Origin of the sequence: Comamonas sp. A7-5, from assembly GCF_039581385.1 — a bacterium.
In the GTDB taxonomy this organism is placed as follows: domain Bacteria; phylum Pseudomonadota; class Gammaproteobacteria; order Burkholderiales; family Burkholderiaceae_C; genus Comamonas; species Comamonas thiooxydans.
This window is the reverse complement of the sequence record NZ_JBCPWO010000003.1, coordinates 456,690-472,338: the sequence shown is the minus strand read 5'-3', so window position 1 is coordinate 472,338 and position 15,649 is coordinate 456,690. Positions and strand designations below refer to the sequence as shown.

General features: G+C 64.1%; 13 protein-coding genes. 1 reads left to right on the top strand and 12 read right to left on the bottom strand.

From position 1 onward, the window contains the following. Positions 1-36: 36 nt before the first annotated feature. From AAIL67_RS07655 to AAIL67_RS07620, 8 genes are all read right to left on the bottom strand, one after another. Positions 37-1,464 (bottom strand): formimidoylglutamate deiminase, encoded by a 1,428-nt coding sequence (locus tag AAIL67_RS07655; RefSeq protein ID WP_034351378.1) that lies wholly within the window; start codon positions 1,462-1,464, stop codon positions 37-39. Next, a complete protein-coding gene (locus AAIL67_RS07650) occupies positions 1,461-2,690 on the bottom strand; it encodes an MFS transporter (protein WP_063662686.1) in 1,230 nt (409 codons plus the stop codon). The genes AAIL67_RS07655 and AAIL67_RS07650 overlap by 4 nt, the downstream gene beginning before the upstream one ends. Positions 2,691-2,693: 3 nt before the next feature. After that, complete coding sequence (locus AAIL67_RS07645; protein WP_063662685.1) at positions 2,694-3,836, bottom strand: histidinol-phosphate transaminase; 1,143 nt, start codon at positions 3,834-3,836, stop codon at positions 2,694-2,696. Beyond that, positions 3,833-5,221 (bottom strand): FAD-binding oxidoreductase, encoded by a 1,389-nt coding sequence (locus tag AAIL67_RS07640; protein WP_343483698.1) that lies wholly within the window; start codon positions 5,219-5,221, stop codon positions 3,833-3,835. The genes AAIL67_RS07645 and AAIL67_RS07640 overlap by 4 nt, the downstream gene beginning before the upstream one ends. A gap of 25 nt (positions 5,222-5,246) precedes the next feature. Then, positions 5,247-6,509 (bottom strand): imidazolonepropionase, encoded by a 1,263-nt coding sequence (gene hutI, locus AAIL67_RS07635; protein WP_063662680.1) that lies wholly within the window; start codon positions 6,507-6,509, stop codon positions 5,247-5,249. A gap of 139 nt (positions 6,510-6,648) precedes the next feature. After that, positions 6,649-7,215, bottom strand: a complete 567-nt coding sequence (locus tag AAIL67_RS07630; RefSeq protein ID WP_063662677.1) for a HutD family protein — start codon at positions 7,213-7,215, stop codon at positions 6,649-6,651. A gap of 156 nt (positions 7,216-7,371) precedes the next feature. Beyond that, entirely contained in the window at positions 7,372-9,093 is a 1,722-nt protein-coding gene (gene hutU / locus AAIL67_RS07625) for a urocanate hydratase (RefSeq protein WP_343483697.1), read from the bottom strand. 31 nt (positions 9,094-9,124) lie between these two features. Beyond that, the gene (locus tag AAIL67_RS07620) at positions 9,125-10,597 is read right to left on the bottom strand and encodes a cytosine permease (RefSeq protein WP_063662673.1); all 1,473 of its coding nucleotides are present in this window, start codon (positions 10,595-10,597) and stop codon (positions 9,125-9,127) included. A 145-nt stretch (positions 10,598-10,742) separates the two neighbouring features. On the opposite strand from AAIL67_RS07620, the gene hutC (AAIL67_RS07615) reads away from it, so the two are divergent. Next, positions 10,743-11,459 carry a histidine utilization repressor gene (gene hutC / locus AAIL67_RS07615; RefSeq protein ID WP_063662671.1) on the top strand — a complete coding sequence of 239 codons (717 nt, stop codon included), beginning with the start codon at positions 10,743-10,745 and terminating at the stop codon, positions 11,457-11,459. A 140-nt stretch (positions 11,460-11,599) separates the two neighbouring features. Here hutC (AAIL67_RS07615) and hutH read toward each other — a convergent pair whose 3' ends face one another. From hutH to AAIL67_RS07595, 4 genes are all read right to left on the bottom strand, one after another. After that, positions 11,600-13,159, bottom strand: a complete 1,560-nt coding sequence (gene hutH, locus AAIL67_RS07610) for a histidine ammonia-lyase (RefSeq protein ID WP_063662668.1) — start codon at positions 13,157-13,159, stop codon at positions 11,600-11,602. Between the two features lie 67 nt (positions 13,160-13,226). After that, the gene (hutC, locus tag AAIL67_RS07605) at positions 13,227-13,994 is read right to left on the bottom strand and encodes a histidine utilization repressor (protein ID WP_003069519.1); all 768 of its coding nucleotides are present in this window, start codon (positions 13,992-13,994) and stop codon (positions 13,227-13,229) included. A 10-nt stretch (positions 13,995-14,004) separates the two neighbouring features. Beyond that, positions 14,005-14,784: an ABC transporter ATP-binding protein gene (locus AAIL67_RS07600; RefSeq protein WP_034351586.1), complete on the bottom strand. Its 780-nt coding sequence runs from the start codon at positions 14,782-14,784 to the stop codon at positions 14,005-14,007. Further along, on the bottom strand, positions 14,784-15,647 hold the full coding sequence (locus AAIL67_RS07595; protein ID WP_034351359.1) for an ABC transporter permease: 864 nt from the start codon (positions 15,645-15,647) through the stop codon (positions 14,784-14,786). The genes AAIL67_RS07600 and AAIL67_RS07595 overlap by 1 nt, the downstream gene beginning before the upstream one ends. Positions 15,648-15,649 lie beyond the last annotated feature (2 nt).

Sequence of the window (15,649 nt, the reverse complement as noted above, 5' to 3'; positions counted from 1 at the left end):
GTCTCTCTTCTGTCAAAAATCTGAATGCAGCCACCCTCAGGCGCCTTGCAGCAATGCCTTGCGGGCCAGGACAAAGCCCTGTTGCGCAACCTCGTGCAGCGCATGGCGGCCTGCCTGCACGCGCTGCTGGCCGCGAACCCAGACATCGGCAATGGCCGAAGTGCGATGGCTTGCAAACACATGGGCCGCATGACCGCTGTCGGCTGGCAGGCCGTTGAGGGCCACATGCCTTGCATCGAGCACCACGAAGTCGGCCTGCTGGCCCACGGCCAGACCGGCAATGGCGCGGCCGGATGCCTGGGCACCGCCGGCCACCGCCTGCAAGGTCATGGAGGTCGCCACCTGGGGCTGGGCACCGCCGCCGAGCACATTGCGCTGGCGCAGGTTCAGGCGCTGGCTGTATTCGAGCATCAGCAGCTCTTCGGCCGCGTTGACCGTGGCGTGGCTGTCCGAGCCAATGCCCCAGCGGCCGCCATGCCTGAGCCACGCCGGCATGTCGAAAATCCCATCACCGAGGTTGGCTTCGGTGGTGGGGCAGATGCCGGCCACGGCAGCGCTGCGAGCCGCGCCCGCATATTCCTCGGGCGTCATATGCGTGGCATGAACCAGGCACCAGCGCGCATCGACGGGCGCATGCTCAAGCAGCCATTGCACGGGGCGCTGACCGCTCCAGGCCAGGCAGTCATCCACCTCCTGGGTCTGCTCGGCGATATGGATGTGCACCGGCGCCTTGGGCAGCATGGCGTGCAGGCCTGCGAGCGCGGCTTTCAGGCTGTCCGGCGGCACGGCGCGCAGCGAATGCGGAGCCAGGCCCAGGGCTGCCTGCTGCGCCCTGGTCACGGGCTCCAGCTGCTGCAGCAGGGAGAGCATGTTGTCCGTGCTGCGAATGAAGCGAGCCTGATCCTCACGAGGCGGAAGCCCCCCGAAGCCGCTGGTCTGATAGAGCACGGGCAGCAAGGTCATGCCTATGCCCGTCTTCTGCGCCGCACGCAGCAGCGCCAGGGACAGGCTGGCATCGTTGGCATAGGGCTTGCCGCCCACATCATGGTGCACATAGTGGAACTCGCAGACCGAGGTGTAACCTGCCTCCAGCATCTCCAGGTACAGCCAGGTCGCAATCGCTTCCAGCGCCTCGGGCGTCATGCGGTTGGCAAAGCCGTACATCAGCTTGCGCCAGCTCCAGAAACTGTCCTGCGCCTGGCCACGGAACTCGGTCAGCCCGCCGAACGCACGCTGGAAGGCATGCGAGTGCAGATTGGGCATGCCGGGGATCAGCGGGCCGGCGGCGCGGATGGCGGTATCGACCTCGCCGGCCTCTCCGCTTTGCGGATCCACATCGGTGAGCACCTCGGCCAGACGCCCGCTCTCATCCCAGCTGAGCAGGACATTGCGCGCCCATCCCGTGGGCAGTAAGGCGTCTTCGGCAAAAAGTGTGCCGCTGGAGGAGGAAGAGTGCATGATCATTTCGAAATGCCTGAAGGAGATGAAACCAAACGCTGGCCACGGGCCGCAAGCGCCAGCGCAGCCACAGCCAGCAAGGCCAGCGCGGCGCTGACCTGGATGGCCAGGGTGTAGTCGCCGGTCTGATCGAACACCCAGCCGGACGCGCTGGCGCCGACGACTGCCGCCAATCCCACGCTGATGTAAAGAATGCCCAAAATGGCCCCCAGCCGCAAGGTGCCGAACCAATGGGCAGCCAGGACGGGAAACAGGGCGATGCAGCCGCCATGCGCAGCGCCGAACAGCAGGGAAAAAACGGCCAGCGCAGCCCAGCCATGGGACTGCCACCACAGCAGGTGCAGCAGGGCCAGGAAAATGCTCAGGCCCATGAGCAGACGCAAAGCACCCAGCCTGTCGCCGAGACCGCCCAGCAGCGGACGGCCCAGCACATTACCGGCGCCTATCAGGGCGATCAGCAACTGGCTTGAACTGGCATCGATTTCCAGGCCCTGGGCCATGGGAGTGATATGCACCAGGGCCGCGAACAAACTCACCGAGGCCAGGAGAATGGCCAGGAAAAGCCACCAGAAGCTGCTGCTGCGCAAAGCCTGGGGCAGCTCCATGCCCTGTGCCTGAGCAGCGGCTTGGGCGGGGTGCGGATCGCCGTCACAGTTCAGGCCCAGCTGCGAGGGCTGGCCGACCATGGACAGCGCGGCCGGCAGTCCCAGCAGCAAGATGGCCAGCGCAAACCATTGCATGGCGATCTGCCAGTTCTGCTGCTCCAGCAACCAGCCCGCAAACAGCGGTGCGACGAATGTGCCGACTCCAGTGCCAGCCGAGGCAAGGCCGGAGGCACGGCTGCGTAGCCGTATGAACCAGCGCTGCACGGCCACCAGGGCCGGCACGTAGATCAGGCCCACGCCACAGCCCACGAACAGGCCAAAAACAGCGAAGAGCTGCGCCAGCGAGCGGGTCTGGCTGGCCAGCGCAAAGCCTGTGGCCAGCAGCAAGACCCCCGCGCCGGTCACGCGGCGCAGGCCCATGCGGTCGGCCAGGGGGCCGGCAACAGCGCCCACGCAGTAATACAGCAAAGCCGTCACGGCAAACAGCGAGCCCACGGAGAAACGGCCCGCATCGAACTGCGTCTGGATGCTCTTGAAAAAAGCGCCAAAGGAATAAGCTGCACCGAAGGCCAGGGCGAGCAGGCCATGGGCCGCTGCCACAATCGTCCAGCCCCGGAACAGCTTCATGGCTCAGGCCTCGAGCGCGGCCAGCAAGGCCTGCACAAAACGCGCGTTGTCCTTTTCGGTACCTATGGATACGCGCAGAAAATTTTCGAAACCGGGCTCCTTCCAGGGCTTGACGATCACGCCCTGCCTGAGCAACGCTTCGGTCACCGGACCATTGGGACGGCCGAGGTCGAGAAACAGGAAGTTGGCGACCGAAGGCGCAATGCGCAGGCCTTGCAGCGGCTGGCCCGGCCCTGCCAGCGCCAGCAGCTGTCTGCGCAGATCCTCGCGCAGCGCCACCGTGGTTGCCACGCCGCTGCGCATGTGCGCAGGATCGTTCCAGGCGGCCAGCGCCGCGCGCTGGGCCGCCATGTTCACGTTGAAGGGCGAGCGTACCTTGTCCATCAGGCTCACCAGCTCGGCACTGTCGGCCATGCCGTAGCCCACGCGCAGACCGGCCAGGCCCCAGGCCTTGGAGAAGGTGCGCAGCACGATCCAGGGTCCGACCCGCGCATCCAGCATGGCCAGCACATCGGGGTAGTCATCGTCATGCAGCGCGTATTCGTAATAGGCCTCATCCACCACCAGCACGGTGTTGGCGGGCGTGGCCTCCAGCACCTGCGCAAACTGCGCCGCATCCAGCATGCAGCCCACGGGGTTGGACGGGTTGGGCAGGAAGGCGATCTTGGGGGCCTTGGCCACGGCAGCGCACCAGCGGGCTACATCGAAGCCAAGTTCCTCGTTCAGATCGAGGAGCTCGACCTCCGCGCCCATCATCTTTGGATAGATTTCGTGTAGGCCGAACACGGGGCGCTGGGTCACCACCAGATCGCCGGGGGCGAGAAAGACCTCGCAGAGAATCTTGATCAGGTCTTCCGAGCCATCGCCGAACACCAGGCGCCCGGCGGGCAGCCCCGTGCGCTCGGCAATGGCTTCGCGCAAGGCCGTGCAGTTGGCATCGGGATAGTTACCCACATCGTTGGCCACCTCGGCAATCGCCCGGCGCACCGAGGCGCTGGCACCGAAGGGATTTTCATTGCTGGCCAGTCGCGCAATATCGCTCACGCCATAGCGCGCCCGCACCGCTTCATTGGACAGGCCGGCGTTGTACGCGGGCAGCGGGCGCACCTGGGCACGGGCCAGCGAGGCCACCAGGGAATTCGTCATAGATCAAACACCTTTCCGGGATTCATCAGGCCCAGGGGATCGAGGGCCAGCTTGATGGCCCGCATCGCCGCCAGCTCCGCAGGCGTGCGGCTGTTGCCCAGATACGGTTTCTTGTGCAGGCCGATGCCGTGCTCCGCGGAGACGCTGCCCTGCATCTCGCCCACGATGCGGTAGAGAAGCTCCTCCACCTGCTCGCATTCGCCGTTGACGGTCTTGCCATCCACCGAGACATGGAGGTTGCCGTCACCCACATGGCCGAAGTACAGCGCCTGGTGACCAGGCCAGCGAGCGGCAAAGGCCTGCATGCAGGCTTCGGCAAAACGGCCGATGTCGGCCTGAGGCAGGCTCACGTCGAAGTTGATCGCGGGATGCATATTGTTGTTGAGCTCGGCCGGTGCCTCGCGCAGCTTCCACAGCTGCTGCACCTGGGCGACCGACTGTGCCACGATGGCATCGAGCACCTCGCCGGCCTCCATGGCTTCTTCGAGCACCTGCTGCACATCGCCTTGCAGCTGCGCCTCGTCCTTGCCGTCCACATTGATCAGGGCCAGCAAGGGGTAGCGCTGCTCAAAAGGCGCAGCGAGCTTGAGCCAGGACATGGAGGCCTGCACAAAGCTGTCCCACATCAGCTCATAGGCCGCGACGCTGTTGCCGAAGCGCGATTGCATGCGTTTGAGCACGGCCAGCGCGGAGTCGAAATCGGGCATGGCCACCAGCGTCGTGGCCGTGGCCTGGGGCGCAGGACGCAGGCGCAGCAGCACGCGCGTGATGATGCCCAGCGTGCCTTCGGCACCGATGAAGAACTGCTTGAGGTCGTAGCCCGTGTTGTTCTTGATCATGGGACGCAGCATGGGCAGCACCGTGCCGTCGGCCAGCACCACCTCCAGGCCCAGCACCTGCTCGCGCATCATGCCGTGCTGCAGCACGCCGTTGCCGCCCGCGTTGGTCGAGACATTGCCGCCGATCTGACAGCTGCCGCGAGCACCGAGATCCACGCCGAACACCATGCCGACATCGACGGCCGCTTCCTGCACGGCTTGCAGGGTGACGCCGGCCTGCACCTGCATCAACCCAGTCTGGGCATCGATGTCCTCGATGCGGTTCATGCGATCCAGCGACAGGGCCACTGCCCCCTCCATCGGAACCGCGGCACCGGCCAGCCCGGTCAGCCCACCCTGCGGAACCACCGCAATCCGGTGGGCGCTGCACAGACGCATGACGGCGCTGACTTCCTCCGTGCTGCGCGGGCGCACCAGCGCCAGCGGCTGCTGGGGCGGCGTGCCGCTCCAGTCGGTGCGGCAGCGCTCCGGCGTGTCCGTGCCGCGCAGCGCGACATCGGCACCCAGGGTGGAAATCAGTTCATTGAGAAATTGTTCGTGAGACATCAGCAACCTTTCGCGCTCCCCGCATTCAGGCTTTGGCTTGCTGCGCAATCAGGCCCTGGCGCACCACCGTACAGTCAGGCTTGCTGCCGAACCAGTAGGCCAGCTCGGCAGCCTGCTTCACGGGCCAGAGCACGAAGTTGGCGGGACGGCCCACGGCAATCAGGCCTTGCTCGTCCTGCAGACCCAGAGCCTGCGCGGCATGCCGGGTGATGCCGGCCAGAGCCTCGGGAACGGTCAGACGAAACAGCGTGCAGGCCATATTGGCCATGAGCAGCAAGCTCAAGCACGGGGAGGTACCCGGATTGTGATCGGTAGAAACGGCCATCGGGACCTTGGCGGCCCTTAATTCCTCAATCGGCGGCACTTTGGTGTCGCGCAGCGTGTAGAAGGCCCCGGGCAGCAGCACGGCCACGGTACCGGCCTTCTTCATCTCGGCGATGCCGTGTTCGGACAGGTGCTCGATATGGTCGCAGGACAGCGCGCCATAGCGGGCCGCGAGGGCTGCTCCCTCCATATTCGACAGCTGCTCGGCATGCAGCTTGACGGGCAGGCCCAATGCCTTGGCCGCCTGAAAGACCTGCTCGGTCTCGGCCAGCGAGAAGGCGATGCGTTCGCAGAACACGTCGACGGCATCGATCAGGCCTTCGGCGGCCAGTGCCGGCAGCATGACCTGGCAGACCAGATCCGTGTATTCCTGACTGCGGCCTGCATATTCGGGCGGCAGCGCATGGGCCCCTAAAAAGGTGGTGCGCACGGTCACGGCACACAGCTCGCCCAGGCGCCTTGCGGCACGCAGTTGCTTGCGCTCGTGTTCCAGGGCCAGGCCATAGCCTGACTTGATCTCTATGGCCGTCACGCCTTCAGCCAGCAACTGCTCGAGACGCGGCAACGCCAGCGCCACCAGCTCGTCCTCCGACGCTTCGCGCGTGGCCCTGACGCTGGAGACGATGCCTCCGCCGGCACGGGCCACTTCTTCGTAGCTGGCCCCGGCCAGGCGCATGGCAAACTCGTTGGCACGCTCGCCGCCATAGACCAGGTGGGTGTGGCAGTCGATCAGGCCCGGCGTGGCCAGGCGCCCTGCGCCATCATGCCGGGGCAGCGCCTGGTATTCGGCGGGCATGGCATCCTGCGGGCCCACCCAGACCATGCGGCCTTGCTGCACCACGATGCAGGCCAGCGTGCCTTCGGGAATATCCGCCACTTCGGAGACATACAGCTCCGGCGCCAGACGCAGGTTGTACCAGCAGCCGTCGGCAGAGACTGCGGGATGGGAAATAACTTGCGTCATGGCGATGCTCCTAGTGTTCGATTACGGCAATTCAAACCATGAAACTACTAATTTCATAGCTTCATGCGCTTGCCACTCCTGATTTTTCATATCAATACACATTGAAATGACCAACCAAAGCGCGCAAGCTGCTCCTGTTTCAGCTATGCGGCGCTAGGCTGACCAGGATCAGCCTGGCCTTTTCGTCCTGCGCCAGCAGCGGCTCGGGCCGGACGCTGCTCCACCACAGGCCCTGACCGGCTTGCAGTATCCGCCCGTCGGTGCATTTCCAGCCACCCTGCAACACCATGCAAAGCCCCGCGGCGCTCAGCCCCGCCTCTGCCTGGCCACCGAGCTGCTCCAGACTGGCCGACCACTGTCCGCGCCGGGTCATGACATTGAAGTCGCTGGACGGGCCGCCCAGCAGATCGCAATCCAGCGCCATATCGCCCGAAAAGGCGAAGGGCTGCCAGCGCTCGGTCAATGCATGCTCGAGCCCGGCCTGGGCGCTGTGCAGTCGCACCCCGTCGCCATCGAGCAGCATGATCTGGCGGTCTATGCCCGGAAATGCCGAGAACGGGCCGGCCTGGGCAATCGTGGCCACGCTCACGCGCCAGCCAAAGCTGTCCATGCCTGCGCCCTGCGGCCAGCAGGCAATCTCGCGCGTGCTGCCGCCCCCGTTCTTCCACGGGCTGGGCGCAATCTGGTTCAGGTCAAAGCGTTGCATCGATCAAAAGCACAAAAACTACAACAAAACGCAGCTTAAAACTGGCGCGCCCCAGGCGAGAGACAGCGAGGAAGGGCCGCCCCGCACCGAGGCTGTCGTCCCCCTCCCGAGCAGCGAGAGAGGGGGAAGGCGCGTAAGCGCCTCAGGGGGTGACAGTTACTTCACCATCGGCAGATTCAGGCCATGGCGCTTGGACGCTTCCACGGCAATCTCGTAGCCTGCATCGGCATGGCGCATCACGCCGGTGGCGGGATCGTTCCAGAGCACGCGGTTCAGACGGGCCGCAGCCTCGTCCGTACCATCGGCCACGATGACCACGCCGGCGTGTTGCGAGTAGCCCATGCCCACGCCGCCGCCGTGGTGCAGGCTGACCCAGGTGGCGCCGCCCGCAGTGTTGAGCAGGGCGTTGAGCAACGGCCAGTCGGAGACAGCGTCGGTGCCGTCCTTCATGGCTTCGGTCTCGCGGTTGGGGCTGGCCACCGAACCGCAGTCCAGGTGATCGCGGCCGATCACGATGGGCGCCTTGAGTTCGCCGTTCTTGACCATTTCATTGAAGGCCAGGGCCGCCTTGTGGCGCTCGCCCAGACCCAGCCAGCAGATGCGCGATGGCAGGCCCTGGAAGGCGATGCGTTCCTTGGCCATGTCCAGCCAGCGGTGGGTGTGCTTGTTGTCTGGGAACAGCTCCTTGATCTTGGCGTCGGTCTTGTAGATGTCCTCGGGGTCGCCGGACAGCGCCACCCAGCGGAACGGGCCCTTGCCTTCGCAGAACAGCGGACGAATGTAGGCTGGCACAAAGCCGGGGAAGTCGAAAGCGTTCTTCACGCCTTCGTCCAGGGCCACCTGGCGGATGTTGTTGCCATAGTCCACCGTGGGGATGCCCATGGCCTGGAAGTCCAGCATGGCCTGCACGTGCTGGGCGCAGCCCTGGGCGGCGGCCTTCTTGAGCACGGGGTGCTGGCCGGGGTCGGCCGCAGCGGCATTCCATTGCTCCACGGTCCAGCCCACAGGCAGATAGCCGTTGATCAGGTCGTGGGCCGATGTCTGGTCGGTCACGATGTCGGGACGGATGCCGCCAGCCCTGGCGCGCTTGACCAGCTCGGGCAGGACTTCAGCCGCATTGCCCAGCAGGGCAATGGAGACGGCCTCGCCCTTTTCGGTGTGATGCTTGATCAGGGCCAGCGCGTCGTCGATATCCTTGGCCTGCTTGTCCACGTAGCGGGTGCGCAGGCGGAAGTCGATGCTGCTCTGCTTGCACTCGATGGCCAGCACGCAGGCGCCGGCCAGCACGCCGGCCAGCGGCTGTGCACCGCCCATGCCGCCCAGGCCGGCCGTGAGAATCCACTTGCCGGTCAGATCGTTGTTGTAGTGCTGGCGACCGGCTTCGACAAAGGTCTCGAACGTGCCCTGCACAATGCCCTGGGCACCGATGTAGATCCAGCTGCCGGCTGTCATCTGGCCGTACATGAACAGACCCTTTTGATCGAGCTCGTTGAACTTCTCCCAGTTGGCCCACTTGGGCACCAGATTGGAGTTGGCCAGCAGCACGCGCGGCGCATCGGGATGGGTCTTGAACACGCCCACGGGCTTGCCCGACTGGATCAGCAGCGACTCGTCGGCTTCGAGCTTCTTGAGCTGGGCCAGTATCTCGTCATAGCACTCCCAGTTGCGGGCCGCCCGGCCAATGCCGCCATAGACGACCAGGGCCTTGGGATTCTCGGCTACGTCCGGATCCAGGTTGTTCTGGATCATGCGATAGGCCGCTTCGGCAAGCCAGTTCTTGCAGTGCAGCTCGCTGCCGCGAGGGGCACGGATTTCGCGGCTGGCGTCGTAGCGGGGGTCTTGCTTGGCTGCGCTGATGATGGCGTCGTTGGCGTTCATGGTCGTATCCTTCAAGAATGGATGGGAGGATTCAGCCGGCTTGCACGGCGTAAGTGGTACCGGCAAAGCTCTTGCCTGCGTCCGTGGGCGCTGCTTGAACCGGGCTGGGATAAATCATCTGGCTGGGCACGTTCATGCTTTTCCTGGCCAGCGGGTAGTAGACGAGCGAGGTGACGATCAGGCTCACGATCCAGGAGATGTCGGCGCCGTTCATGGCCTTGGCCAGCGGGCCCACATACATGGCCTGGTTGATGAAGGGGATCTGCACCAGAACGCCCATCACATAGCAGGACAGGGCCGTCCAGTTGTAGGCGCCATAGCGGCCCTGACTGTCGTAGAGAGCCGGGATGTCCACTTTTTCCTTGGAGATCAGGTAGTAGTCCACCAGATTGACGGCGCTCCAGGGAACGAACACGGTGAGCAGCAACAGCACGAAGTTCTTGAAAGTGGCCAGGAAGTTGGAGCTGGCCAGCAGGGCTACCAGCACCGTCACCAGCACAAAGCCCAGGATGTAGAGCAGGCGCGATGTCGAGGTGAACTGCTTTTTACGATTGAAGGCGCTGACCGTTGTCAGCACAGTCATGAAGCCGCCATAGGCGTTGAGACAGTTCACGGTGAGCTTGCCGGTCACGATGACCAGGTAGATCACTACCGCCAGCGGGCCGGCGAGCTGGCCCATGAAGCCGACCTGGTTCTTGATGAAGTTGGCACCCAGAGCTGCCACCAGCACACCGAAGGTCATGGCCAGCTGCGAGCTGATGACACTGCCGCTGAAAGTGGTCCAGAAGGTGGCAGCCGTCAATGTCTTGGTGGGCAGATAGCGCGAATAGTCGGCCACATAGGGGGCGAACGTCATCTGCCAGCCTGCCGACAAGGCCATGGCCGTGAGAAAGCTGGCCCAGGTGAAAGGCTTCTGGCCAAATGCGGAGACCACATCGAACTGGTGGCACAGTTGCCAGGCCAGATAGCCAAAGCCCAGAATGCCGACCACGGTGGAAATGCGCCCCACCACATGGATGAGCCGGTAGCCCACCACGGCGACCAGAGCCGTGAGTGCACCGAAGATGATGATGCCGACCGCTGGGCTGTGAAAGCCGAACATCAGATTGATGGCCTGGCCCGAGAGCACGGTGCCCGTGGCGGCGAAGCCCACATACATCAGGATCACCAGAACCAGTGGCAGGGCTGCCCCCTTGACGCCGAACTGAACGCGGCTGGAGATCATCTGGGGCAGGCCCAGGCGCGGCCCCTGGGCCGAGTGCAGTGCCATGACGATGCCGCCGAGGATATTGCCGATCAAGAGACCGAGGATGGCGGTCATGGCTTCGGCGCCGAACACCACGGCCAGAGCACCATCGACAACCGCCGTGATCTGCATGTTGGCACCGAACCAGAGGGTGAACTGGCTGGAGGGCGTGCCGTGGCGCTCACTCTCTGGAACCATGTCGATGGTTCTGGTCTCGATGGCGCCAGAGGAACCCAGCGTTGCTGTATCAATACTCATGAATTTGCTCCGTCAATCCCTCTGGAAATCTCTTATATGTCCGAACAACTTTTGAATATTCTCGTAAAGTTGTATAGACTAATTTTGTGATTTACTCCCACCAACGTCAATCATCTAGACAGCTTTTCTGATCCAAACAAACCCTATGTCGCGAACTGATACCACCGCCGCCGTACCTGCGTTCCAGCGCATCAAAGACCATGTGCTGCAGCAGATTCACAGTGGCGTATGGCAGGAAGGCCAGGCCATTCCCAGCGAGGCCGCGCTGGTCAAGCAGTTCAATGTGGCGCGCATGACCGTCAACCGCGCGCTGCGCGAACTCAGCGACGAAAAGACACTGACGCGTGTCCAGGGCTCGGGCACTTTCGTGGCCCAGCAGAAGTACCAGGCAACCCTGGTGGAGCTGCGCAATATCGCCGACGAGATCGCGGCCCGCGGCCACCGGCACCGCGGAGAGCTGCAGCGGCTGGAACGCAGCAAGGTCGATGCCGCCCTGCTGCGCCAGTTCGAGCTGAACGCCGCCCCCCATCTGTTTCACTCCGTGGTCGTGCACTTCGAGAACGATGTCCCCATTCAGGTCGAAGACCGTTATGTGAACCCGGCCGTGGCTCCCGACTATCTGAGCCAGGACTTTGCGAGCCAGACGCCGAATGCCTATCTGGTGCGCGTGGCACCGCTGCAGGGCGTGAGCTTCTCCATCGAGGCGAGCATGCCCACGCCCGAGGTAGCGGAGCTTTTGCGCATGGAGGTCACCGAACCCTGTCTGGTGCTGCGCCGCAGAACCCGCTCCCAAGGCCAGGTGGCCTCGGTGTCGGCCCTCTGGCACCCTGCTTCGCGCTACCAGTTCGCGGGAAGTTTTTGATCCCCCTGAGCGGCTGCGCCGCTTTCCCCCAAGGGGACGACGCCCTCGCTGCGAGGCGGCGCGGCCGGCTGAGGCTCTTGCTCGGCACCCCTGGCCTGGGGCGCCGGCGATTTTTGCGGTGTGGGTTGTAGGCAGCAGTTTTAGCGCTCCGTGCTCGGCAAAATGCTCTGCAACACCTCGGGCCAGACGGTTTCCAGCGCCCACAGACGCATGATTTCGATATCGGGCGCCAGGTAGCGATCCTTGTCCAGATAGGGCACCTGGCTGCGGATCAGCGCGTACTGCTCCTCGATCAGCGTCGAGCTCTTGAGCCGGCGGTCGAAGTCCATGCCCTGGACTGCGGCCATGGCCTCCACGCCCACGATCACCGCCGTGTTCCTGACCATGTCAGCCAGGCGACGCGCACCATAGGTGGCCATGGAGACATGGTCTTCCTGGTTGGCCGATGTGGGCAGGCTGGTCACGCTGCTCGGGTGCGCCAGGCACTGGTTTTCGGCCGCCAGGGCGGCCGCCGTGACCTGGGCAATCATGAAGCCCGAGTTGACGCCGCTGTCCTCGATCAGAAAGGCCGGCAGGCGCGACAGTCCGGTGTCCAGCAGCAAGGCCATGCGACGTTCGGAGATGGCGCCGATTTCGGCGATCGCCAAGGCCATGATGTCGGCAGCGAACGCCACGGGTTCGGCATGGAAGTTGCCGCCCGAAATCACGTCGCCGTTGTCGAACACCAGCGGATTGTCCGAGGCTGCATTGGCTTCGATGACCAGCACGCGCGCAGCATGGCTGAGGTTGTCCAGGCAGGCGCCCATGACCTGCGGCACGCAGCGGATGGAGTAGGGGTCCTGCACGCGCCCGCAATTGGGATGCGAGGGGTCGATGGCGCTGCCGTCCAGCAGGGAGCGCACGGCGGCCGCCACGGCAATCTGTCCCTGCTGGCCTCTGGCCTCGTGAATGCGCGCATCGAAGGGCTTGATGGAGCCCTGTATGGCTTCCAGCGTCAGGCAGCCGGCCACCAGGCCTGCGGCCAGCACGCTTTCGGCCTGGAACAGCCCGGCCAGCGCCAGCGAGGTGGAAACCTGGGTTCCATTGAGCAGCGCCAGCCCTTCCTTGGGACCCAGCACAAAGGGCTCCAGACCGATATGTTTCATGGCTTCACGGCCGGAGACGAGCTTGCCGCCCACCTTGGCCTGCCCCTCGCCGATCAGCACACAGGCCAGGTGCGACAGCGGCGCCAGATCGCCCGAAGCGCCCACCGAACCCTTGGAGGGAATCACAGGCAGAACATCGGCATTGGTCAGAGCCAGCAGCGCGTCCACCAGTGCCGTGCGGACTCCCGAATGTCCGCGGGCCAGACTCACGGCCTTGGTAGCCAGAACCAGACGCACCACATGGTCCGGCAGCGGCTCGCCCGTGCCGACGCTGTGCGAAAGCACCAGATTGCGCTGCAGCTCGGCCAGGCGCTCGTGCGCGATCTTGGTCGAAGCCAGCTTGCCGAAACCGGTGTTGATGCCGTAGACCACCTGGTCTTCATCGACGATGTGCTGCACATGCGCCTCGGCCTTGCGCATGGCCGCATAGGCGGCCTGCGCCATGCTGAGCTGCACGCCGCCGTCCTGAATACGGCGCAGCTGAGCCAGCGTGAGCGCGCCGGGATGCAGTTCCAGTTCGGATTTCGAGAGCTCCTGGATGGTGGTGGTGTTCATGGCTATACCTGTCTATACATTCAAGAGAAACAAAAACGTACTGAGGGATTCAAGGGCCTGGCCGGGATCAGCCGCCGTGCACTGAATCGGTTCGGAAACGGCTACCAAGTCGGTAGCGCATGCCTGGATGCACGCAATGCACCCAGGTGATCGGAACGCCGCGCAACCAGGTACGGCGCGTGAGCATCAGGCAAGGCTGGTCGAGAGCCATCTGCAGCAGCCGGGCCTGCTCGGCCGTCGGCAAGATTGCATCGACCACATGTTCGATCTGGTCGTACTGCACATTGCGCACCAGGTAGACCGAGGGTTGCACGGCAGAGAAATCCTGGTCCATGAAGTCAGGGACCAGGCGGGGGTTCACATAGCGGTCTTCGATCTGGACCGGCAGCTCGTTTTCGAAGTGCACGCCGTGCAGGTGAAAGACCGAGGCGCCGACCGCCAGATCCAGCGCCGCAGCGACTTCGGGCGAGGCGGACTCGCGGCGCATGTCGAGCAGCTCGAAGCGATGATCGTGGCCGCGCTGGGTGATCTCTTCACCGATATTGGCAATGCGCAGCAGGGTCGATTGCGGCTTTTCCTCGGCCACGAAGGAGCCGACACCCGCCACCCGCACGATCACACCCTGCTCGGCCAGTTCGCGCAGCGCACGATTCACCGTCATGCGCGCCACGCCGAACTCGTTGACCAGCTCCTGCTCGGAAGGCACGCGCGCACCGGCCGCCAGCGAACCGTCGCCGATCTTGCGCAGCACATGGTCCTTGACCTGCTGGTACAACGCGAGCGGCATCTGGGCTGCAGGAGCCGTTTTGCGCTGGGCAGGATCTCGGACATTCATGATGCAGGCCTCAGTGAGCAGCCGCAGCCAGTGACTCTGCGCGAATCTCTTCCGTCAACCGGGCCTTGAGCTCCATGAACTCCGGCGAGGTCTTGACGGTGTAGTGGCGCGGGTGCGGCAGGTGGACCGGGATGTCTGCCTTGATGCGGCCCGGACGCGCGCTGAACACGGCCACGCGATTGGCCATGAAGATGGCTTCATCGATATCGTGGGTCACGAACATCACCGTCTTGCGCTCGGCCTCCCAGATGCCCAGCAGCAGTTCCTGCATCAGCACCCGGGTCTGGTTGTCCAGCGCACCGAAGGGCTCGTCCATGAGCAGGATCTTGGGATCGTTGGCCAGCGCACGCGCGATCGCCGTGCGTTGCTGCATGCCTCCAGACAGCTGCTTGGGATAGTGGTTCTCAAACCCGCGCAAACCCACCTTGGCAATGAAGTAGTCGCTGCGCTCTTTCTGAATGGCTTCGCTCACGCCTTTCTCGCGCAGCCCGAAGCGGATGTTCTGCGCCACGGTCAGCCAGGGGAACAAGGTGTAGCTTTGGAACACCATGCCGCGGTCGGCGCCAGGCTCCTGCACCAGTTTCCCGTCCAGCAGCACCTGCCCCGTCGTCGGGAAATCCAGACCCGCAACAATGCGCAGCATCGTCGATTTGCCGCAGCCCGAGGGGCCGAGAATGGTCACGAAATCGTTCTCCCGGACCTCGAAATCCACCGGCAGCAAGGCCTGGGTGCTGACGCCTTTGTGGCTGGTGAAGGTGCGCGAAACGCCTTGAATGGACAGCTGGTTCATCACAGGGAACTCCATTCGAACATGCGACGGTTGACGGTTTTGAAGATGAAATCCGACACCAGACCGATGAGCCCGATGATGATGATGCCGAAGATGATCTGTCCGGTATTGAGCAGCGCCTGGCTGTCGGTGATCATGTGCCCGATGCCCGAGGACGAGCCGATCAGCTCGGCGACGATCACGTAGGTCCAGGCCCAGCCCAGCACCAGGCGCAGGGTTTCCGCGATGCCCGGGGCGGCACCGGGAATCAGCACCCGCTTGACGATGCCGGTATTGCTGGCGCCCAGTGTGTAGGCTGCCTCCACCAGGTCCTTGCGCGCACCGCCCACGGTCACGGCCACCATGAGGGTGATCTGGAACACCGAGCCGATGAAGATGACCAGCAGCTTCTGGGCTTCGCCCACGCCGGCCCAGAGAATCAGCAGCGGGATGAAGGCCGAGGCGGGCAGGTAGCGGCAGAACGAGACAAAGGGCTCGAAGAACGCCTCCACGGGCTTCCAGGCCCCCATGGCAATGCCCAGCGGCACGGCCACGACGCTGGCCAATATGAAGCCCCCCATGACGCGCCATACGGTCATGCCGATGTCATGATGAAAGTCGAACTCCGTGAACAGCAAAATGCCTTCGCGCAGCATCGTCAGCGGGCTGGCGAGAAAGGTCGGCGAGACCAGTCCGCCAAAGGTGACGGCCGACCAGATCAGCAGGAACAGCACGAAGAAGCCCGTGCCGAGCAGCCATTTGGCCTTGGGACTGACAGGCTCCAGAGGGGCCATGTAGCGCCGGCGAGCCGGCCTCACGGAAGGCGATGCCACCTGAACCGATGCGGGTGATGCAGACTTGATAGAAGGTGATACCGCTTCCATGT

What these genes read in the sequence shown, in the direction of transcription:
- AAIL67_RS07595 (WP_034351359.1), bottom strand. Translation starts at nt 15,647, where the DNA reads ATGGAAGCGGTATCACCTTCTATCAAGTCTGCATCACCCGCATCGGTT.
- AAIL67_RS07645 (WP_063662685.1), bottom strand. Translation starts at nt 3,836, where the DNA reads ATGACGAATTCCCTGGTGGCCTCGCTGGCCCGTGCCCAGGTGCGCCCG.
- AAIL67_RS07640 (WP_343483698.1), bottom strand. Translation starts at nt 5,221, where the DNA reads ATGTCTCACGAACAATTTCTCAATGAACTGATTTCCACCCTGGGTGCC.
- AAIL67_RS07655 (WP_034351378.1), bottom strand. Translation starts at nt 1,464, where the DNA reads ATGATCATGCACTCTTCCTCCTCCAGCGGCACACTTTTTGCCGAAGAC.
- hutU (WP_343483697.1), bottom strand. Translation starts at nt 9,093, where the DNA reads ATGAACGCCAACGACGCCATCATCAGCGCAGCCAAGCAAGACCCCCGC.
- hutC (WP_063662671.1), top strand. Translation starts at nt 10,743, where the DNA reads ATGTCGCGAACTGATACCACCGCCGCCGTACCTGCGTTCCAGCGCATC.
- AAIL67_RS07600 (WP_034351586.1), bottom strand. Translation starts at nt 14,784, where the DNA reads ATGAACCAGCTGTCCATTCAAGGCGTTTCGCGCACCTTCACCAGCCAC.
- hutC (WP_003069519.1), bottom strand. Translation starts at nt 13,994, where the DNA reads ATGAATGTCCGAGATCCTGCCCAGCGCAAAACGGCTCCTGCAGCCCAG.
- AAIL67_RS07620 (WP_063662673.1), bottom strand. Translation starts at nt 10,597, where the DNA reads ATGAGTATTGATACAGCAACGCTGGGTTCCTCTGGCGCCATCGAGACC.
- AAIL67_RS07630 (WP_063662677.1), bottom strand. Translation starts at nt 7,215, where the DNA reads ATGCAACGCTTTGACCTGAACCAGATTGCGCCCAGCCCGTGGAAGAAC.
- AAIL67_RS07650 (WP_063662686.1), bottom strand. Translation starts at nt 2,690, where the DNA reads ATGAAGCTGTTCCGGGGCTGGACGATTGTGGCAGCGGCCCATGGCCTG.
- hutI (WP_063662680.1), bottom strand. Translation starts at nt 6,509, where the DNA reads ATGACGCAAGTTATTTCCCATCCCGCAGTCTCTGCCGACGGCTGCTGG.
- hutH (WP_063662668.1), bottom strand. Translation starts at nt 13,159, where the DNA reads ATGAACACCACCACCATCCAGGAGCTCTCGAAATCCGAACTGGAACTG.